Source organism: Plantactinospora sp. BB1 (genome assembly GCF_003030385.1).
Classification (GTDB): Bacteria; Actinomycetota; Actinomycetes; order Mycobacteriales; family Micromonosporaceae; genus Plantactinospora.
Genome location: NZ_CP028159.1, coordinates 4,250,521 through 4,270,208 on the forward strand (window position 1 = coordinate 4,250,521; position 19,688 = coordinate 4,270,208).

At 74.4% G+C, this 19,688-nt stretch carries 17 protein-coding genes and 2 pseudogenes; 11 read left to right on the plus strand and 8 right to left on the minus strand.

Annotated elements, in window-relative coordinates; genetic code table 11:
* Positions 1 to 92: 92 nt before the first annotated feature.
* Entirely contained in the window at positions 93 to 1,421 is a 1,329-nt protein-coding gene (locus tag C6W10_RS18620) for a M20/M25/M40 family metallo-hydrolase (protein WP_107264072.1), read from the minus strand.
* 154 nt (positions 1,422 to 1,575) lie between these two features.
* On the opposite strand from C6W10_RS18620, the gene C6W10_RS18625 reads away from it, so the two are divergent.
* The 3 genes from C6W10_RS18625 (at position 1,576) to C6W10_RS18635 (ending at position 4,067) form a co-directional block, all read left to right on the plus strand.
* Positions 1,576 to 2,235, plus strand: coding sequence for a hemerythrin domain-containing protein (locus tag C6W10_RS18625; protein WP_107259171.1), 660 nt, complete (start codon positions 1,576 to 1,578; stop codon positions 2,233 to 2,235).
* An 85-nt stretch (positions 2,236 to 2,320) separates the two neighbouring features.
* A complete protein-coding gene (locus tag C6W10_RS18630) occupies positions 2,321 to 3,001 on the plus strand; it encodes a ThuA domain-containing protein (protein ID WP_107264073.1) in 681 nt (226 codons plus the stop codon).
* Positions 3,002 to 3,095: 94 nt separating this feature from the next.
* Positions 3,096 to 4,067 (plus strand): LysR family transcriptional regulator, encoded by a 972-nt coding sequence (locus C6W10_RS18635; RefSeq protein ID WP_107259172.1) that lies wholly within the window; start codon positions 3,096 to 3,098, stop codon positions 4,065 to 4,067.
* A 151-nt stretch (positions 4,068 to 4,218) separates the two neighbouring features.
* Here the strand turns inward: C6W10_RS18635 and C6W10_RS18640 are convergent, their stop codons facing one another.
* Positions 4,219 to 5,463 carry a sugar MFS transporter gene (locus C6W10_RS18640; RefSeq protein WP_107259173.1) on the minus strand — a complete coding sequence of 415 codons (1,245 nt, stop codon included), beginning with the start codon at positions 5,461 to 5,463 and terminating at the stop codon, positions 4,219 to 4,221.
* 369 nt (positions 5,464 to 5,832) lie between these two features.
* Between C6W10_RS18640 and C6W10_RS18645 the strand changes: the two genes are divergently transcribed.
* Positions 5,833 to 6,069 (plus strand): hypothetical protein, encoded by a 237-nt coding sequence (locus tag C6W10_RS18645; RefSeq protein WP_107259174.1) that lies wholly within the window; start codon positions 5,833 to 5,835, stop codon positions 6,067 to 6,069.
* A gap of 64 nt (positions 6,070 to 6,133) precedes the next feature.
* Here the strand turns inward: C6W10_RS18645 and C6W10_RS18650 are convergent, their stop codons facing one another.
* From C6W10_RS18650 to C6W10_RS18660, 3 genes are all read right to left on the minus strand, one after another.
* Entirely contained in the window at positions 6,134 to 6,484 is a 351-nt protein-coding gene (locus C6W10_RS18650) for a DUF3140 domain-containing protein (protein ID WP_107259175.1), read from the minus strand.
* Positions 6,484 to 6,648, minus strand: coding sequence for a hypothetical protein (locus C6W10_RS37405; protein WP_159079152.1), 165 nt, complete (start codon positions 6,646 to 6,648; stop codon positions 6,484 to 6,486). Before C6W10_RS37405 ends, C6W10_RS18650 begins: the two co-directional genes overlap by 1 nt.
* Positions 6,649 to 6,839: 191 nt before the next feature.
* The gene (locus tag C6W10_RS18660; protein WP_107259177.1) at positions 6,840 to 9,407 is read right to left on the minus strand and encodes an ATP-dependent Clp protease ATP-binding subunit; all 2,568 of its coding nucleotides are present in this window, start codon (positions 9,405 to 9,407) and stop codon (positions 6,840 to 6,842) included.
* Positions 9,408 to 9,519: 112 nt separating this feature from the next.
* Between C6W10_RS18660 and C6W10_RS18665 the strand changes: the two genes are divergently transcribed.
* The 6 genes and pseudogenes from C6W10_RS18665 to C6W10_RS18690 all read left to right on the plus strand — a co-directional run bounded on the left by C6W10_RS18665 (position 9,520) and on the right by C6W10_RS18690 (position 14,790).
* On the plus strand, positions 9,520 to 9,909 hold the full coding sequence (locus C6W10_RS18665; protein ID WP_107259178.1) for a hypothetical protein: 390 nt from the start codon (positions 9,520 to 9,522) through the stop codon (positions 9,907 to 9,909).
* Between the two features lie 250 nt (positions 9,910 to 10,159).
* Positions 10,160 to 10,420, plus strand: coding sequence for a hypothetical protein (locus C6W10_RS18670; protein ID WP_107259179.1), 261 nt, complete (start codon positions 10,160 to 10,162; stop codon positions 10,418 to 10,420).
* An 8-nt stretch (positions 10,421 to 10,428) separates the two neighbouring features.
* Positions 10,429 to 11,295, plus strand: coding sequence for a hypothetical protein (locus C6W10_RS18675; protein WP_107259180.1), 867 nt, complete (start codon positions 10,429 to 10,431; stop codon positions 11,293 to 11,295).
* Positions 11,288 to 13,264: pseudogene (locus C6W10_RS18680) on the plus strand (FtsK/SpoIIIE domain-containing protein); the annotation flags it as partial. The gene C6W10_RS18675 and the pseudogene C6W10_RS18680, both read left to right, overlap by 8 nt.
* A 147-nt stretch (positions 13,265 to 13,411) precedes the next feature.
* Positions 13,412 to 14,119: pseudogene (locus C6W10_RS39745) on the plus strand (cell division protein FtsK); the annotation flags it as partial.
* Positions 14,116 to 14,790 (plus strand): hypothetical protein, encoded by a 675-nt coding sequence (locus tag C6W10_RS18690; RefSeq protein WP_107259181.1) that lies wholly within the window; start codon positions 14,116 to 14,118, stop codon positions 14,788 to 14,790. The pseudogene C6W10_RS39745 and the gene C6W10_RS18690, both read left to right, overlap by 4 nt.
* Before the next feature lie 32 nt (positions 14,791 to 14,822).
* On the opposite strand, the gene C6W10_RS18695 is transcribed toward C6W10_RS18690, so the two are convergent.
* From C6W10_RS18695 to C6W10_RS18705, 3 genes are all read right to left on the minus strand, one after another.
* Positions 14,823 to 16,262, minus strand: a complete 1,440-nt coding sequence (locus tag C6W10_RS18695) for a cupin domain-containing protein (RefSeq protein WP_107259182.1) — start codon at positions 16,260 to 16,262, stop codon at positions 14,823 to 14,825.
* A 9-nt stretch (positions 16,263 to 16,271) separates the two neighbouring features.
* Complete coding sequence (locus C6W10_RS18700) at positions 16,272 to 16,577, minus strand: hypothetical protein (protein WP_107259183.1); 306 nt, start codon at positions 16,575 to 16,577, stop codon at positions 16,272 to 16,274.
* 296 nt (positions 16,578 to 16,873) lie between these two features.
* On the minus strand, positions 16,874 to 17,896 hold the full coding sequence (locus tag C6W10_RS18705) for a LacI family DNA-binding transcriptional regulator (protein ID WP_107259184.1): 1,023 nt from the start codon (positions 17,894 to 17,896) through the stop codon (positions 16,874 to 16,876).
* Positions 17,897 to 18,153: 257 nt separating this feature from the next.
* Between C6W10_RS18705 and C6W10_RS18710 the strand changes: the two genes are divergently transcribed.
* Positions 18,154 to 19,686, plus strand: a complete 1,533-nt coding sequence (locus C6W10_RS18710; RefSeq protein WP_107259185.1) for a glycoside hydrolase family 43 protein — start codon at positions 18,154 to 18,156, stop codon at positions 19,684 to 19,686.
* The last annotated feature ends 2 nt before the right edge of the window (positions 19,687 to 19,688 follow it).

The following is a 19,688-nucleotide window of genomic DNA, read 5'->3' on the forward strand; positions in this document are numbered from 1 at the left end:
TGGGTGGACCGGGACTGGGTGGAACCGGAAGTAGATGGATCAACCGGGGAACCGTAGACGAGTGCCGCCGGATGTGCCAGGCGGACGGGTGGTCAGCTCTGCCGGAGGAACCGGTCGAGCACCCGCACGCCGAACTGTAGTCCGTCGACCGGCACCCGCTCGTCGATGCCGTGGAAGAGCGCGGAAAAGTTCAGGTCGGCCGGCAGCCGCAGCGGCGCGAAGCCGAAGCAGCGGATGCCGAGCTTGGCGAACGCCTTGGCGTCGGTGCCGCCGGAGAGCATGTACGGCACCGGCCGGGCACCCGGGTCCTCGGCCCGCAGCGCCGCCGCCATCGCGTCGACCAGGTCGCCGTCGAAACTGGTCTCCAGCGCCGGCTGCCGCTGGACGTGCTCGATCTCGATGTCCGGCCCGATCACCTCGCGCAACTGCTCCATCAGCAGATCGGACTGGCCGGGCAGGCTCCGGCAGTCGATGGTGGCGCTGGCCCGGCTCGGGATCACGTTGTCCTTGTAGCCGGCGGCCAGCCGGGTCGGGTTGGCGGTGTTCCGGACCGTCGCCCCGATCAGGTTGGCGATCGGCCCCAGCTTGGCGATCGCCAGCTCCGGGTCGTCCGGGTCGAGTTCGATGCCGAGCGCCTCGGAGACCTGCTCCAGGAACGCCCGTACGGTCGGGGTGACCACGATCGGGAAGCGGTGCCGGCCGACCCGGGCCACCGCCTCGGCGAGGGCGGTGACGGCGTTGTCGTCGTGCACCATGGAGCCGTGGCCGGGGCGGCCCCGGGCGTGCAGCCGCAGCCACTCCAGACCCTTCTCGGCGGTCTCGATGAGATAGAGCCGCAGGTCCGGGCTGACCGTGTAGGAGAAGCCGCCGACCTCGCCGATCGCCTCGGTGGCGCCCTCCAGCAGCTCGGGGTGGCGGTCGACCAGGAAGTGCGCGCCGTACTCGCCGCCGGCCTCCTCGTCTGCGGTGAAGGCGAGCACCAGGTCGCGGGGCGGGCGTACCCCGGTGCGCTGCCACTGGCGCACCACCGCGAGGACCATCGCGTCGAAGTCCTTCATGTCGATGGCGCCCCGGCCCCAGAGGTAGCCGTCGGCGATCTCGCCGGAGAACGGGTGCACCGACCACTCGCTCGCGTCGGCGGGTACGACGTCCAGGTGTCCGTGCACCAGCAGCGCGCCCCGGCCCGGGTCGGTACCGGGGATCCGGGCGACCAGGCTGGTCCGGCCGGGCGCGGACTCGCGCAGCTGCGACTCCACGCCGACCTCGGCGAGCTTGCCCGCGACGTATTCCGCGGCGGCCCGTTCCCCGACGGTGGTCTCGGGGTCGCCGGTGTTGCTGCTGTCGATCCGGAGCAGGTCCCGGCAGAGTTCGACGACCTCGTCGGCGGCGCTCGGATGGGTGGACGCGGACTCGCTAGTCATGCGGTTCTTCATACCAGCCGGGCGGCTCCGCGCGTCCGCCCCCACCCGGTGTCGGGTTTCGCCATCTGGACCCGAGGGTACCTGCGGGTGTCCGCCCAACAGCGCCGGTCGATGGATGGACCGGACCGGCGGACCTGGAGTGAGGAGGCCAACCGTGAGCGTGCCACTGCCGCCGCTGCCCCCGACCGGTGACGAGGAGGACTACCGGCCCGGCGGGCGCAGCATGGTGGAACTGCTCGCCGAGGAGCACGACCAGATCGTGGCGCTCTGCGGGGAGCTGACCGGGGAGATCGCGCCGGAGCGGCGCAGCCAGGTCGCCGAGGTGCTGACCGCGACCGTCGCCCGGCATCTCTCCGGCGAGGAGCAGTACCTCTACCCGACCGTGCGCAGCGCGCTGCCCGACGGCGGACCGCTGGCCGACCGGGAGCTGGCGGCGGACACCGACGTGCTGCGTACGCTGCGGGAACTCGCGCAGGTCACCCCGACCGAGCCCCGGTTCGCCGAACTCGCCGACGAGGTGACCGGGCAGCTGCGCCGGCACGCGTCGACCGCCTCGACGGAGATCTTCCCGGCACTGCGGGCCGCGGCCAGTGACGCGGAGCTGATCCGGCTCGGCAACCGGGTGGAGATCGCCGAGGAGGCCGCCCCGACCCGGCCGCACCCGGACACCCCGGCGACACCGCCGTGGAACCGGGTGGTCGAACCCGCGCTCGGCGTGGTGGACAAGGTACGCGACGCGGTGAGCGGCCGGCCGACGTACGTCGAGGACCTGACGCCGCCGGCGACCACGGCGACGCCGCCGGCGGCGACCTGAACGTCCGCCCGGATGGCATGATCCTGCTCGGCCCGGCGCGGACCCCGCGTCGGGCCGGGGTGCGTTACCGGACGGAGGTGTGGCGGTGCGAGACGCGTTGGTGGTCCGGGGCGGCTGGGAGGGGCACGTCCCGGTGGCCGCGACGGAGTTGTTCGTCCCGTTCCTGCGGGACGCGGGCTTCGCGGTGGAGGTCCACGACGACCTGGCCGTCTACGCCGACCCGGAGCGGATGGCCGCCGCCGACCTGGTGGTGCAGTGCTGGTCGATCGGGACGATCAGCGACGAGCAGGCGGCCGGGCTGATCGCGGCGGTCCGGGCCGGTACCGGGTTCGCCGGCTGGCACGGCGGGATCGTCGGCGCCTTCCACCACAACGCCTACCACCAGCTCACCGGCGGCGTCTTCGTGCACCATCCGCCGGGCTTCCTCGACCACGATTTGACGGTGCGCCCGGAGCGGGCCGACCATCCGATCGTCCGGGGCATCGGGACGGTACGGCTGCACACCGAGAAGTACTGGGTGCTGACCGATCCGCTCAACGACGTACTCGCGACGGTGACCTTCGACCCGGAGCCGGTCGCGGAGGTGGGGACGACGGAGCGTACCCCGTGGGAGCGGTCGGTCACCCTGCCGGCGGTCTGGACCAGATCCTGGGGCGCCGGCCGGGTCTTCGTCTCGACGGTCGGGCACAAGCTCGACGACCTGACCCTGCCGCCGATCCGGACGATCACCGAACGGGGCCTGCTCTGGGCCGCCCGTCAGAATTAGGTGTCCGTTCGGTTGCAGTTTGGGTTTCCTTTGGGGGATCTTTCACTAGTCAAAGGTCTAGCCGTGAATCCCTTTCGGGTCCTACCGTCACGCTATGAACCTGGAGCTGCGGCACCTCAAGGTGGTCTGCGCGATCGCGGAGACGGGCAGCGTGACGAAGGCGGCCTCGACCCTGGGCCTGGCACAGCCCGCGCTCACCGCACAGCTCCAGCGCATCGAGCGGACTCTCGGCGGCCCGCTGTTCGAGCGGGATCGACGCGGCGCCCGACCGACCGCGCTGGGTGAGCTGGTGCTGGCCCGGGCCCGGGTGCTGCTGCCCGCGATGAAGGGGTTGCAGGACGAGGCGGCCCGGCTGGCCGGGACCGGCACCACGATGACCCGGTTCCGGTTCGGCGGGGTGAACAGTCCGATCCTCGGTGGACTGGTGCACCGACTCGCCGCCGACCAGCCGCACGCGCAGATCAGCACCCACGCGTCCTGGTCGGTGGACGAGCTGGCCCAGATGGTGCTCAGCGGCCGGCTCGACTTCGTGCTCTCCGGGGTCTGCGGTGACGCCGTACCGTCGGCGGAGTTCGGGCTGACCTGGCGGGCCGTGGCGATGGACGCCGTCTTCGTGCTGCTGCCGGAGGCGCATCCGCTGGCCGCCAACGACGAGGTGCACCTGGCGGCGCTCGCCGGGGAGCGCTGGGCGGCGGCGCCCGGTGACGGCTGCTTCGCCGACTGCTTCGTGGCGGCCTGCGCCCGGGCCGGCTTCACCCCGGCGAAGATCTACGAGACCGACATCCGCAGCTGCATCGACCTGGTCGAGGCGGGCGAGGCGATCGCGCTCGCCCAGGCCACCTTTCGGCCGGTCTCCGGCCTGGTCACCCGCCCGCTGGCGAACACGCCGCTGCGCTGGCGGCTGCTGCTCGGCTGGCACCCGGACGCCCCGGCGGCCGGCATCGCCGCCCGGGTGCTCGGGCACGCCATCGCCGCCTACACCGACTCGTTGTCCCGCAACCCGAACTACCTCGCCTGGCTGGCCCGGAACCCGAACTTCGGCCCGCAGGACCTGGCCGCCGCCTGACCACCACCTGGCCGCCGCCTGACCGCCGTCCGGCTCCGGCCCGGCTGACCGCCGTCCGGCTCCGCCGCGCCCGAAACGGCCGAGGCGGCCGGGCCGGTCAGCCGGGCGGAGGCGGCCGGGCCGGTCAGCCGGGTGGAGGGGGCCGGGCCGGTCAGCCCGGGGCGACCCGCCGGGTCAGCCGCCACCAGATCCCGAGCTGACCGACCGCCAGGACCAGGGCGAACGGCAGCAGGGTCCAGACACCCACCCCCTGGGCGATGACGCCGGCCAGCCAGGGGAAGACCGCCCCGCCGATCACCGAGACCCCGTTCAGCACCCCGATCGCGGTCGGCACCAGACGGCTGGCCGTCAACCGGGGCACCATCGCCATCGCGGTCGGGAAGAGCGGCCCGAGGAAGAAGCCGAGCAGTACCAGCGCGACGCTGGCCACCGCCGCGACCGGTACCGCCCAGGCGAGCAGGGCGCTGGCGGTGACCCCGAGCAGGCAGCCGGCGCTGGTGGCCGCCGGGGTGAGGCCGGCCCGGGTGGCCAGCGGGCTGATCAGGAAACGTCCGGCGGTCAGGCCCAGCCAGTAGCCGCTGACCGCGTAGCCGGCCAGCACCGTCGACTGGTCGTAGCCGTCGACCAGCAGGCTGAAGCCCCAGTTGCCGACGCTGATCTCGAGTCCTACGTAGACGGCGAGGAAGACCGCCGCCAGCACCACCGCCGGCTGCCGCAGCGCCGCGCGCAGCAGCCCGCCGCCGCCGGGCCGGTCGGGCGGACCGGCACCGCCGGGCGGCGGGCCGGCGACCGCCACCGGGCCGTCGGCGGCCGTCGGCGCCGGGCCGTGCTCCGGGCCGCGCCGACCCGGGTACGCCCACAGGAAGCCGAGGAGCAGCGGCAGGCCGGCCAGGGCCAGTACCAGCCACACCGCCGTCCACGGCAGCGAACGCAGCATCCAGGCGGCCAGCGCGGGTGCGAGCAGCGCCCCGACGCCGAAGAACGCGTGCAGCCGGTTCAGCAGTGTCGTCGCCCCGGGCAACTCGCTGAGGTGGGCGTTGAGTACCGACTCCAGTACCCCGATGCCGTAGCCGGCGAGCACCTGCACCGCCACCAGAGCCAGGAAGGGTGGGCGGAGCGCCGTGTAGAGGGCGGCGAGCACGAAGGCGCCGCCGCCGACGGCCAGCGCGGTCCGGGTGCCGAGGCGGTCGATCAGGCCGCCGGTGGTGATCCCGGCCAGCAGGAAGCCGGCGGAGAAGGTGAAGAAGGTGATCCCGATGGTGGCCTTGTCGATCCCGTAGTCGTCGATCTGGGCCGGCAGCAGCACACCGCCGACCCCGGCGCTCAGGCCGACCAGGACGAAGGCGGCATAGGCCAGCAGGACCGCCGGCCGCCGGCCGGGTCGGGTGACGGGCAAGGGGGCTCCTCGGCGGCGGTGCGGTGCGGGGTGCGCAGCGACGGGTCGATCGGGCGCCCAAGATTACGAGGCGCCGGCACGGAGCGGAAGATCCGCCCGGCCCGCCGCACGAGGCGGTATGAGCTAGCCGGGATATACCTCGGTCGATCGTGGCCGGTTACCTTGACGGTGCCCTGCCCGACCCAGAACCTCCGGTACCGAGGCGACCGTCGACATCGCCCCGGCCGGCGGGACTGACCCCCGGTCGGCGGGGCACCCGCCACCGTGCGCCGTCCGGTTCCGGGCCGGACGGCGCACGGCCCGACCGGCCGAGACCGCCACCCGTGACGGACTGGTGCGAAGCGGCCGGGAGCGGGTACGGGTACCGGCATGACCGACATGATCCCGCCCGAGGACGACCGGGAGACCGTACGCCGGGTCGCCGCCGCGCACACCGCCGCCTCCCGGGACGTCGAGGCGTTCCTTCGCCGGGTACCGGCGCTGCCGACTCCCGAGGACATCGCCGAGTACGCGGCGCTGCTGGCCCGGGAGGAGGCGCTGCGTACCCAGCGGACCGACGCCGCCGACACGGCCGGACTGAACGTACCGTCGATCGGCGGCGCGTAGCTCGACCCGACCGACCACGCCGGTCTCCGTGTGACGGCGAACGGCGTGGTCGGGTCGGGTCGTACTACCGCTCGATCAGCGGGTCGTGGCCGAGGTCGAGCAGGGCCCGCCGCCACTGCTCGTCGGTCGCGCCGTCCGGGGGTCGGGTGTCGATCAGGTCCTGGATCTCGTCGACCGTCTCCCGCATCACCTGGATGTCGCCGTCGGTCAGGTCGACCTTGCGCTTGCCCAGGATCATCAGGATCTGCCGGCCGGGCTCCGGCAGCCCGAGATCGGGGTCGGCGCCGAACGCCTGCTCACCGGAGCCCTGGGTGAGCAGCCAGCTGCGCAGCTGCTCCGAGGTGACGTTGACGCGGCTGTGGAAGTCCTGCCACAGCTGCTCCACCTCCGGCTCCACCCGTTGCTGTCGGGCCATCACGCCTCCTCCGTCGACGGCGGCGCGGATCGGTCGGCCTCCTCCTCGGTACGGTTCCGGTTTCCCTGCGGCGGTTGGGGCCGCGCCGGTCCCCCGGCGGTCGGTGGCCGCAGCACGGCGTCGGTCTTCGCGCTCTTCTCGCGGTTCTCCTCGGGCTGGCTCACGTCGCTCTCCTCCTCTCGGCCCGGTCCCCGCCAGGCGGGTCGTACCCGCGGGTCCGGGTCTGCGGTCAGCGGGGCCCCGGCGCGGTGGCCGCGCGGGGCTCCCAGACTTCCGGCCAGTGGGCGCGGCTCCCGGCCGGGCCCGCCGGTCCGGTAGGTGCGGGGTCCGGGCGAGCCGCCGGCCGGCCGTCGGCTCATCGGCCGTGCGTGGCGGTGGCCGGGCTGCGTCCGCCGGGCCGCTCCGCCGACACGTCAAAGGTCAGTTGGCCGTCCCGCGCGCCGACCGTGACCCGCTGCCCCGGCTCCACGGTCCCGTCCAGCAGCATCCGGGAGAGCCGGTTGTCGACCTCCCGCTGGATCGTCCGGCGCAGCGGCCGGGCGCCGAACTGCGGTTCGTAGCCGTGCTCGGCGATCCAGTCCACCCCCTCGGTGGTGAACTCGACCCCGATGTCCTGGGCGCGCAGCCGTCGGCGGGTCTCGCCCAGCAGCAGCTCGGTGATCTGCCGGAGCTGCTGCTGCTCCAGACGGCGGAAGATGATCACCTCGTCGATCCGGTTCAGGAACTCCGGCCGGAACTGCTCCTGGAGCCGGCGCATCAGCCGGTCCCGCAGCTCGGTGTTCTCCTCCTCGGCGCCGCCACCCGCACCGCCGCCGAAGCCGACGCTGCGCTGGCTGCCGGTGATCAGCTCGGAGCCGAGGTTGCTGGTCATGATCAGTACGCTGTTCCGGAAGTTCACCGTCCGCCCCTGGCTGTCGGTGAGCCGTCCGTCGTCGAGTACCTGCAACAGGATGTTGAAGACGTCCGGGTGCGCCTTCTCGATCTCGTCGAGCAGCACCACCGCGTACGGGCGGCGCCGGACCGCCTCGGTGAGCTGTCCCGCCTCCTCGTAGCCGACGTACCCGGGCGGGGCGCCGACCAGCCGGCTCACCGTGTGCCGCTCCTGGAACTCGCTCATGTCCAGCCGGACCATCCGGTCCTGCTCGCCGAAGAGCGCCTCGGCCAGCGCCCGGGCCAGCTCGGTCTTGCCGACCCCGGTCGGGCCGAGGAAGAGGAAGCTGCCCATCGGCCGGTCCGGGTCGGCCAGCCCGGTACGGGACCGCCGTACCGCCTCGGCGACCGCGCTCACCGCGTCGTCCTGGCCGACCACCCGCTCGTGCAGGTGCCCCTCCAGCCGGAGCAGCCGGTCCCGTTCCTCCTCGGTGAGCTGGCTGACCGGGATGCCGGTGGCCCGGGAGACCACCTCGGCGATCTCCTGCGGCCCCACCTCGGGCACCGCCGGCTGGTCGCCGTTGCCGTTCGCCACGTGCAGCCGCTCGCGTACCTCCTGGAGCCGGTCGCGCAGTTCGGAGGCGCGCTCGTACTGCTCGTCGGCGACCGCCTGGTCCTTCTCCCGGCGTACCTCCTCCAGCTCCCGCTCCAGCTCCCGCACGTCACCGGCGGGTGTCCGGGTACGCAGCCGGACCCGGGCACCGGCCTGGTCGATCAGGTCGATCGCCTTGTCGGGGAGGAACCGGTCGGTGACGTACCGGTCGGAGAGTTCGGCGGCGGCGACCAGCGCCTCGTCGGTGAACCGGACCTGGTGGTGCGCCTCGTAGCGGTCCCGCAGTCCGCGCAGGATGGCGACGGTGTCGTCCACGGTGGGCTCCGGCACCAGTACCGGCTGGAACCGCCGGGCCAGCGCGGCGTCCTTCTCGATGTGCCGCCGGTACTCGTTCAGCGTGGTCGCGCCGATCACCCGCATGTCGCCCCGGGCGAGCGCCGGCTTGAGCATGTTGCTGGCGTCCATCCCGCCCTCGGCACCGGCTCCGCCCGCGCCGACCAGGGTGTGCAGCTCGTCGAGGAAGATGATCAGCTCGTCGCCGTGCGCCCGGATCTCGTCGATCACCTTCTTCAGCCGCTCCTCGAAGTCGCCCCGGTAGCGGGTGCCGGCGACCAGGCCGGCGAGGTCGAGCTGCACCACCCGCTTGCCGATCAGCGTCTGCGGCACGTCCCCGTCACAGATCCGCTCGGCGAGCCCCTCGACGATCGCGGTCTTGCCGACCCCGGCCTCGCCGATCAGTACCGGGTTGTTCTTGGTACGCCGGGACAGGATCTCCACCGCCTGCTCGATCTCGTCCATTCGGCCGATCACCGGGTCGATCCCGTCGGCCTGGGCCAGATCGGTGAGGTCCTGCCCGTACTGGTCGAGGGTCGGGGTGCCCCGGTCCGGCTTGGCGCCGCCGTTCCCGCCGCCGCTGGCGCTGGCCGCCTGCAACGACTGCGGCTGGATCCGGCCCGCCGCCAGCATCCGGCCGGCCGGCGACTCGGGGTTCAGCGGCAGGGCCATCAGGATGTGCTCCGGCCCGATGTAGGAGGCGCCCATCGCCCGGGAGAGCTGGTGCGCGTCGAGCAGCGCCCGCTTCGCCGCCGGGGTGAGGGACATGTTCGACGGCACCTGGCCGTGTTTGGCCGGCCGTTCCACCCGCTGCTCGCCGCCGAGCGCCCCGAGTAGCGCGTCCGGGTCGGCACCGGCCCGGCTGAGCAGGTCCCGCAGGGGTTCGCGTTGCAGGGCGGCCCAGAGCAGGTGGTCGGTGTCCAGGTCGTTGCTGTTCGCCTGTGCCGCCCGGCGTGCCGCGTCCGCCAGCATCTCCCGGGCGTCCGCGGTCATCAGCCTGGTGATGTCGACCCGCTGCCCCTGCCGGCGGCTTTCTCCCCGGCCGAAGTAGCGGGCGAGGAACTCGTCCCACGGATCGGGGCCGAAGTCGCCGGGTCCCTGCGTCATCTCTTGTCCCCCTCACGGGCGCGGGCACTGGCGTCATCTCGGCTACCCGGCGGAAGGCCCGACAAACGCGCCCTAACCACAGGTGGGACGGCTGTGCTGGCAGGCTGGGCGGATGGCAGTCGAAGCTCTCCTCGTCGTGGACGCCGCGAACGTGGTCGGCTCCCGCCCGGACGGCTGGTGGCGGGACCGGGCCGGGGCGACGGCACGGTTGCGGGACCGGTTGGCGCCGATCGCCCGGCACGGCCTGCCGGGGCTGCCCCCGCCGGTGGCGGTGGTGCTGGTGGTGGAGGGCGCGGCCCGCCGGGTGGAGCCGGCCGAGGGCGTCCGGGTGGTCGCTGCGGAGGGCTCCGGCGACGACGCCATCGTCGGCCTGGTCGGTGCGGAGGGCGCCGGCCGGAGCTGTGTGGTGGTCACCGCCGACCGGGCGCTGCGGGACCGCGTCACCGCGCTCGGTGCGCAGGTACGCGGACCGCGCTGGTTGACCGCACCGCCGCACGGGTGACGGAGAACCGGCTCGGGACGGCCTGGAAGTTGCGGCGCTGAGCTGGGCCTGCCGGTGGCCGCCAGACAACTGTCGGAGATCCGACTGAGTAATCGTCCGGTGACGCAAAGTGGGAGGAAGCGGGGCGGGTGACCCGCTCCGGCGGGACCACCTGGGAACGGACAGCGGGGCAGCAAACGCCCAGGGCGCCGCAGAGCGCTGATCGGGATAAGCTCTAATTAGAGCCTTCCCGCCCCCAGGAGGTTTCGCCGTGGCGAGTGTCGCCGAGCTGAAAGCGGCCATCGACGCCGCACTGCAGCAGATCGGCGACGGCCAGGCCGCGGTGCAGGCCGCCAGCGACAAGCTCGCCGAGGCCCAGCAGACCCTGGCCGGGGCGCTGGAGGGGAGTGGACACTCCACTGTCGACGCCGCGCAGGCGTCGCTGTCGCAGGCCGCCCAGGAGCTGGAGGAGTGCCTCGCCGCGACGCTCGCCGCCGTCGAACACGCCCAGCTCTACGTCTCGACGCTGTAGAGCAGCGGATGTCCATCATCGAGGAGTTGGGCGCCCGGGTCCGGGCCGCCTCCGACGAGCTGCCGGTCGAGCTGGTCATCAAGGCACTCGACCACCTGAAACTCGCCTCCGAGCGGCTGCGCTGGGTCCGGCAGGAGTCGGCCGACCCGATGGGCGTACCGGAACTCTCCGCCGCCACCGAACACCTGGAGACGGCCGGGCACGCGCTGCGGCTCGCCCAGGACCAGTTCGCGACGTACCTGGCGGCGATCGGGCTGGGCCGGGACGGCCCGCCGGCCGGCGGCCCGCAGCGGCCGGCGAATCGTCCCGGCACCCGGGGCCCGACCGACGCGTCCGGGCCGGTCCGGCGGGCCGCTCCCGCCGGGACCGGCGGCTGGTGGTCGGTCCGGGTCGCCGAACTCTTCGACCGGCGGGACACCCCGGCACCCAAGCCGGACCGTGAGATCACCGACCCGGAGGAGTTGCTCCGTCGGGTGACCAGCGGGGTCCGCTCCGGCGACCGGACCCGGCTGCACACCGAGCTGCGCGCCGTGGAGGCGAACGTCGGGCTGGGCCTTGCCTCGGTCGCCCCGCCGATGCTGCGGGACCTGGCCACCGCCCTGCTCGGCCACCCGCCCCGGGCGGCGGACCTGCCGAGGCTGCGCCGCGAGCTCACCGGAGGGGTCAAGGACCTGGTGCCCAACCTGCCACCCGGGGTGCTCGACACCGTGCTGAGCCGTCTCTGCCGGATGCCGCCGCCGAAGGAACCCGTCGAGCAGCCGCACCCGGCCGACCCGGCGGTCGCCGCCGGGGTCCTCACCGGACTGCTGATGCGCCGGCTCGGCGTCGACCAGCGCCCCGTCACCGCTCGCGCACCCCGGGACACCCATGCCTGACCTACGGACCCAGCTCGTCGACCGGGTCCGCACCATGCTGTCGCACGCCCTGGGCGCGTCCCGGGCCCGGCTCACGGCGGCGCGGACCGAACTCGGCGGCGCACAGGACCGGCTGCGCCGGATCCGGGACGCCGCCGCCCGGGTACCCGACCGGGTCGGTGCGGAACGGGACCGTCGGGTGGCCGAACTCTCCGACCGGTACGCGGCGGAGATCGGCCGGCTCGCCACCCGGGCCGCCGAGGCCGCCGCCCGGGAGGCGCCCGGTGCCGCCGGTACGGACTGGGCCGGCTGGCAACCGACCCCGGTGATCCGGGGCGAGGCACCGGGACCGCTGCGGATCGGCACCGTACGGGTCGACGGCGCCGTGCCGGTACCGGCGCTGGTGCCGCTGCTCGACGCCGGCCACGTACACCTCTCCGGGGCCGACCGGGGCGGCTGCGACGCGGTGGTCGCCGCGCTGCTGCTCCGGGCGTTGGGCCGGGCCGATCCCGGCGCGCTGCGGCTGGTCGGCTACGACCCGGAACACCTCGGCGGCGGGCTGGCCGGCTTCGCCCCGCTCTCCACCGCCGGGCTGCTGACCTTCGTCGGGCCGGGCGGCCTGGCCCGGCTCCTCGACGACCTCGTCGACCAGATCCGCCGGATCAACGAGACGGTGCTGGCCGGCGAGTACTCCTCACTGCGCGAGCTGGCCGCGGCGACCGGCCGGCGGCCCGAGCCGTGGCGGGTCGCGGTGCTGCTCGGCGGCGACGAACTCTCCCGGCACGAGCGGGGCCAGCTCGACCGGGTGGCCCGGACCGGCGCCGCCTGCGGCGTGCACCTGGTGGTACGCGGCATCGAGCTGCCCGACGGGCCGGACGTGCACCGGGTGGTGGTCGACGACGGCACCGCCTGGCTGGACACCTGCCCCGACCTGCCGGTGCTTCCCGACCCGCCCCCGCCGGCCGGGCTGGTCACCGAGACCTGCCGGGAGGTGGCGACCCGGGTCAACGCCGGTCCGCCACCGACGCCCTTCACCGACCTGCTCCCGCCGGCCGACCAGATGTGGCGGGAGGACTCCGCCGCCGGTCTGGTCGCGCCGATCGGGGACGGTCCACAGGGCCGGCCGGTGACGCTGACCCTGGGCGACTATCCACCGCACGCGCTGATCGGCGGCCCCTCCGGTACCGGCAAGACCAACCTGATCTTCGCCTGGATCGGCTCGCTCGCTTCCCGCTACTCCCCCGCCGAGCTGGAGTTCTATCTGCTGGACTTCAAGGAGGGGGTGTCGTTCGCCCGGTTCGCCCAGGGCCGGCGCGACCCGAGCTGGCTGCCGCACATGCGGCTGGTCGGGATCAACGTCAACACCGACCGGGAGTTCGGGCTGGCCCTGCTGCGGTTCCTCGCCGAGGAGCTGCGCCGCCGGGCGGACGCGGCCAAGCGGCACGAGGTGACCAAGCTGTCCGAGCTGCGCGCGGTGGACCCGACCGGTCGCTGGCCGAGGATCGTCGCGGTGGTGGACGAATTCCAGATGCTGCTGGCCGGCCGGGACGCGGTGGCCCGGGAGGCCGCCGACCTGCTGGAGGACCTGGCCCGGCGGGGCCGCTCCCAGGGCATCCACCTGGTGCTCGCCTCGCAGGACGTCCGGGGCATCGAGGCGCTCTGGGGCCGGCCCGCGCTGGTCGCCCAGTTCACCCTGCGGATCGCGCTGCCCAAGGCGCTGCGCATCCTGGCCGAACGCAACGACGCCGCCCAGGTGCTGCCCCGGCACCACGCGATCGTGAACGCCGAGTCCGGGATGTCCGAGGGCAACCAGGTGGCCCGGATCCCAGCGGCCAGCGACTGGGGCACCTGGAGCGACCTCCAGCACCGGCTCTGGCGGATGCGCCCGCCGGACGCGGCCCCGGCCCGGCTCTTCGACGGCGACGCGATCCCCCGGCTGGACGAGGCGCCGGACTTCGTCGCGCTGCGGCCGCCGGGCGAGGCGACCCCGGTCGGCGCCCCCCGGGACCGCGCGGCCGGCGGCGCGATCTGGCCCGAGGGGGTCGGGCCGGAGCGGGGCGGAGTGCCGAACGGCGGCACACCGGCGCAGCCCGGCGGAGACCGGCCGGGCGGCCCGGAGCGGACCGGTGGCGGGGCCCGGGGGCCGGTGGCGCTGCTCGGCGAGATCATCGACGTGCAGGCACGCTCGGCCGGGATGCGACTGCCCCGGGCACCGGGCCGGAACCTGGCGGTGCTGGGCACCGGGGTGGACGAGGCCTGCGCGGTGCTGGACGCGGCGGCCCGGTCGCTGCGCCGCCAGCACCGCCCCGGTACCGCCCGGTTCTCCATCGCCTGCCTGGACCCGGACGCCGACACCGCCGCCCGGTCGCTCTACGAGGCGCTCGGCGCCGACGCCGCCTGGTATTCCGAAGAGGACATCGGCGAGCTGATGGCCGAGACCGCCGACGGGCTGGGCTCGGGCGGCGCCCCGGGCGAGCCGCACTACCTGCTGCTCTACGCCGTCGACGCCGCCGCCGGCCAGCTCGGCACCACGATCGGGCGGCGCACCGGGCTGGACCACCTGCGGCACGTGCTGCACAACGGGCCGGAGCGGCGCACCCACGTGCTGGCCTGGTGGCGAGGGGTGGCCCGGCTGCGGGCGGACCTCGGCGGCCCGGCGTCGCGTACCGACCAGATCGGCGCCTGGGTCGCGCTCGACGTGCAGGGTGCGGAGCTGACCTCCGCGCTCTATCCCGGGGCCGGCGGTGGCCCGGACTGGTACCCCCGGCCGTGGCGCGGGCTCTTCTTCGACCGCTCGGTGCACCGGACCGGTCAAGTGATCATCCCCTATGGACCGTCCCGATGAGCGGCGACCTGGAACGGGAGGCCGGCTACGCGCAGGCGATCCGGCGGCTCGCCGAGCTGACCGGCCGGGCCGAGGCCGAGCGCGCCGAGGCGGACGCCTGGTACGAGCGGCAGTGCGCCGCCGCCGAACGGGCGGTACGCGACGCGGAGCAGGCGGTACGCCGGGCCGAGGCGGAGGTGGCCGACGCCCAGCAGGAGGTGGACCGCACCGAGGCCGAGTCGATCCACCTCTGGAGCATCCTGCGCGGGCAGTTCGGTGCGGCGGACCGGCGGGTCGGCGAGCCACCGGTGCCGCGCAACGGCGTGGGCGTACCGGCCGACGTCGAGGCGCTGCTCGACGGGGTCCGGGAGCTGCTGGACCGGGCCCGGAAACCGGGCGAGCTGCCGAGCGCCACCCGGCCGCTGCTGGCCCTCTTCGGGGTGCTCGGCGCGGCCGCCGCGTACGCCCTCGGGCTGGCCGCCCGGACCGTCGGCGACCGGTACGGCGGTGACCTGGCGGTGGGCATGCCGGTGCTCGGGCTGCTGGTGACGCTCCTCGGCCCGGTCGTCGGGCTGGCACCGGCCCGGGTACTCGCCGACCGGCGGCACGCCGGCCTGGACGTACGCTCCGCGCTGGTGGTCGTGGTCGCCGGGCTGGTCACCACCGGGGCCCTGTTCGGCCTGCTCCGCTGAGGACGCCGGCCCGGGACGCGGTGCGGCCGGACTCAGGCCGGTACCGCGACCGCCTCGCGGAGCAGCCGCCGGGCCAGCACGATCCGGTCGGCGTCGTCGTCCAGTCCGGGCAGGTCACCGACCCGCTCCACCCCGCCGGAGAGGAACGCCCGCAGCGCCGGCCCGCACTGGGCGGGGAAGGTCACCGTGCGGTCGAAGAGCGACAGCACGATCCGACCGGGGCTGCCGTCCCCGCCGGCCGGCTGGCTCGTCAACCGCCAGCGCAGGCCGTCCCGAGGCAGCAGCCGGGTGTCGGCGTGCACCGCACTGATCGCCGCCGCCTGGGCCAGCGGCCGGATCGGCGCCGGGCGGGCCGCCGGCCAGGCCCGGGCCCGTAGCCGGGCGGCGACCTCGCCCGGATCGGCCCGCAGCAGCCAGTCCCGCAGCGCCTCGACGGTCTCGGTCAGCTCCGGTTCGACCTGGTCGACCTCGGCCACGTCCATCCCGAACGGCAGTGTGGCGCGCAGTCGCGGATCCTCGGCGGCCAACTCCAGCAGCGCCTCGACCATCGCGTACCGGGTGAGTGCCCGGACCCCGACGGTCAGGTGCAGGCTGCTCTCGTCCTGGGCCCGGGCGCTGTGCAGCCAGCCCCGGGGCAGGTAGAGCGCGTCACCGGGACCCAGCACCACGTCCAGCGCCGGTGGCCCGTCGGCGACCGCGGCGACCTCGTCGGCCCGGCCGCCCCACGGCTGCCGCTCCAGCGGGTCGGGCAGCACCGGCTCGTGGATCTGCCAGTGCTTGTGCCCGTCGACCTGGAGCACGAAGACGTCGTGCGTGTCGTAGTGGGTGGCGAAGCCCTGGTTGCCCGGCGGCGTCAGGTAGGCGTTCACCTGGAGCGGCTGGCCGAGCTGCCGGCTCAGCTCCCGGGTGAAGTCGATCAGTGGTGGCCAGGTGCGGTGCAGTCCCTGGAGCACCAGGGTGGCGCCGTCGGCGTAGAGCGCGAGGACCCGCTCGTCGAGTACCTGGTCGGTGATCTCGGCCCCGGCCCCGCCACCGCCGGTGTACTGCCCGGTCGGCAGTACCTGGCCGTTCCTGGCCACCCGCAGGAACGGGGTACGCAGTCCGCGCCGGCTGAGCAGTTCGTCGGCGTCGTCCGGGCTGAGCAGGTCCCGGAAGCCGTCCGGGTTACCGAGTTCGGCGGCCCGGGAGAGCAGCGCGGCCCGTCCCCAGTACGCGGCGGCGAACTTCGCCGGCTCGACCGCCACGCAGCGGGTCAGCGCCGATCCGTTGGCCGGAGCGGGCCCCGTCGCCGGGCCGGTGGACCGGGCCGGGCGACCGTCGCCGCCCGCCCCGGTCGTCGGATCGGATCCCGGCAGGGTCGGTACCACCGGTCGGGGTGTCCCGGTCGGCGGTACGTCCGGCAGGTCCGTCCGGGAAGCCTCCGGCCGGTACCGGGCCGCGACCGTGCCGGTCGACCCGTCGTACTCGGTCATCGTCGGGCGCTACCGGGCGGCGCTGTCGGCGCCGCCGTCCTGCTGCCCGGGGGTGGCACCGGCGTCGGCCGGGCCCTCGGCGGCACCGTCCGCCCCGCCGTCGTGCTGCCCGGGGGTCGCGCCGCCGTCGGCCGGACCCTCGGCGCTGCCGTCGGCGCCGCCGTCGTGCTGCCCCTGGGTGGCTCCGGCGTCGGCCGGGCCTTCGGCGGCACCGTCCGCGCCACCGTCCCGGCCCTGCGGGTTGGCTCCGCCGTCGGCCGGGCCCTCACCACCGCCGCCGCCCGTGGTCCGGATGTCGTCGTCGTCGAGTCTCATCGGGTTGCTCCCTCGGGTCAGCGCCCCGCCGCGCCGGCCGGGCGTCGCTACGCGGGTGGTGGTACCCCGCGCGCGATCACCTCTAACCCGGCAAACCGGTCCTTCTCCCGCGCGGGGGTGCCTCGCGACCCAGCGCAGCGCTGGCGGTCAGCCGGTACGGCAGGCGACGCGGTTCGGGGCAAAACGCGTCCCGTGCGCGGCCCGACGACGGGCCCGGAACACCCGGTCAGCCGCCCTCGACAGCTACCGGAAATCTCCCGGAAGTTCACCCCGGCATTGCCGGAAGGGCCTCGGGGTCAACGGCGGGCGTACGGCGCCGAACTGTCCCGGACCACCAGGTCGGTGGAGAGTTCGACCCTGGGCGTGTCCAGCGGCTCGCCGCCGGCCAGCCGGAGCACCGTCCGGGCGGCCAGCAGCCCCATCTCGGCCAGCGGCTGCCGCACGGTGGTGAGCGGCGGCGAGGCCCAGCGCGCCTCCGGCAGGTCGTCGAAGCCGACCACGCTCACGTCGTCGGGGACCCGCAGACCGCGCCGCCGGACCGCCTCGTACGCCCCGAACGCCATCTGGTCGCTGGAGGCGAAGATCGCCGTCGGTGGCTCGTCGAGGTCGAGCAGTGCGGACCCGCCGGAGTAGCCGGACTCGTGGTAGAAGTCGCCGGGCAGGACCAGCTCGTCGCGGAGCGGGATGCCGGCGGCGTCCAGGGCGGCCCGGTAGCCGTCGAGCCGGGCCCGGCTGCAGAGCAGTCGCGGCGGCCCGGCGATGAAACCGATCCGGCGGTGGCCGAGCGAGAGCAGGTGCTCGGTGGCGCGCAGCCCGCCGGCCCAGTTGGTCGCGCCGATGGTCGGGATGTCGAGGTTGGGCACTCCCGCAGGGTCGACCAGCACCATCGGCACGTTGAGCCGGCGCAGCTCGGCGTGCACCGGCGGGGCGAGGTCGCTGGCCACCAGGATCACCCCGTCGGTGGCCCGGGTACGCAGGTTCTGCAACCACTGCCGGGTCGAGGTGGAGCGACGGTGGATCGCCGAGACCACGGTGCCGACGCCGGAGGCGTGCGCGACGTCCTCCACCCCTCGGATGATCTCGACCGCCCAGGGGCTGTCCAGGTCGTTGAAGATGAGGTCGATCAGGCTCGCCCCGGCCCGCGGTCGGGTGGCCCGTCGGCGGTAGCCGTGCCGGCGGAGGAGTTCCTCCACCCGTTCCCGGGTCTGCGGCGCCACGTCGTTGCGGCCGTTGAGCACCCGGGAGACCGTCGGCACCGACACGCCCGCCTCCTGTGCGATGGCGGTGATCGTGATCCTGCGTCCTTCGTCGACCGTCACGAGGCAGCTCCTTCGTTGAGGGTTCAGCCTACGACCGAAACACTTTCGAGGGTGCACCGGCGTCGGTCACGTGCCCTCCCAGTATTTTGCCGCAGCTTTCGGGGTTGACTGACCGCACGGTGGGCCATAACGTTCCGAACGAGTTACGGAACAATTCCGGAAAGTTTACGCCGGAGAGGATCGTCCATGCCCCGTCTCGCCGCGCCCACGGTCCCGCCGGCTCGGGCGACCGGTGACCTGGCCGGGGTCGAGTCCTGATGGTGCCCTCCGGCGCACCGGTCATCCCCGGCTTCCATCCGGACCCGAGCATCTGCCGGGTCGGCGACGACTACTACCTGGCCTGCTCCAGCTTCGAGTACTTCCCGGGCGTGCCGATCTTCCACAGCCGGGACCTGGTGCACTGGACCCAGTTGGGCAACGTCCTCGACCGGCCCAGCCAGCTCGTCCTGCCGCCCGGCACCCCCTCCTCCGGCGGGGTCTACGCGCCCACCCTGCGGCACCACGACGGCCGGTTCTGGCTGATCACCTCGAACGTCCCGCACGGCGGCACCCTGCTGGTCACCGCCGAGGACCCGGCCGGCCGCTGGTCGGAGCCGGTGCACCTGCCCGACGTCCTCGGCATCGACCCGGACCTGGCCTGGGACGACGACGGCACCTGCTGGTGCACCGTGGCCGGCGTCGACCAACTGCGGATCGACCCGGTCCGGGGCACGGCACTGAGCCGGCCGAAGCGGATCTGGTCCGGCACCCCGGGTGCGCAGGCGCCCGAGGCGCCACACCTCTACCAGATCGACGGCATGTGGTATCTGCTGATCGCCGAGGGCGGCACCGAGCGCGGCCACGGCATCTCGGTGGCCCGGGCGCCGGCTCCGGACGGGCCCTTCGAACCCTGCCCGGCCAACCCGATCCTCAGCCACCGCAGCACCGACCACCCGATCCAGAACACCGGGCACGGCGACCTGGTGCGGGCCGCCGACGGCTCCTGGTGGCTGGTCTTTCTCGGGGTACGCGCCCGGGGCGGCACACCCGGCTGGCACGTACTCGGCCGGGAAACCTTCCTCGCCCCGGTCACCTGGTCCGACGGCTGGCCGGTGGTCGGGCCGGTCGGCGCGGTGCCGCGTACCCCCACCCTGTCCCCCGCGCCGGTGGGTGCCGCGCCGGTGCGGGACGACTTCGACACCACCGAACTGCACCCGCGGTGGATCTCGGTCCGGGCCCGGCCGCCGGAGGACGTCTCGCTGATCGAGCGCCCCGGCTGGCTGACCCTGCGCTCCCGGGGCAACTCGCTCGACGAGCCGACGGTGACCTTCGTCGGCCGCCGGCAGGAGCAGCACGACGTCCGGGTACGCGCCCTGGTCGACCCCGGGGTGGGCCGGGGCGGCCTGGCGGTACGCCTCGACGAGGCCCACCACTACGCGGTCGAGCTGGGCGACGGCGAGGTCTGGGTACGGGCCCGGATCGGGCCGCTCTGCCAGCGGATCGGCAGCCGTCCGGTGACCGGTCCGGTGGTGTTGCGCGTCGAGACCTGGGCCTCCGGGCCGGGCATGGACCATCCCCGGCAGGAGCCGGACGTGGTGCGGCTCGGCTACGAGGCCCCCGGCGGCGAGTTCGTCGTCCTCGCCGAACTCGACGGCCGCTACCTCTCCACCGAGGTCGCCGGCGGCTTCACCGGCCGGGTGATCGGCTGCTACGCCACCGCCGACGCGATCGGGGTCGACTGGTACGACTACCGGGTGCTCGGCTCGCTGGACCGGGCCGAGGTGGTCGACGACGACCTCGTCGACGCCTGAGC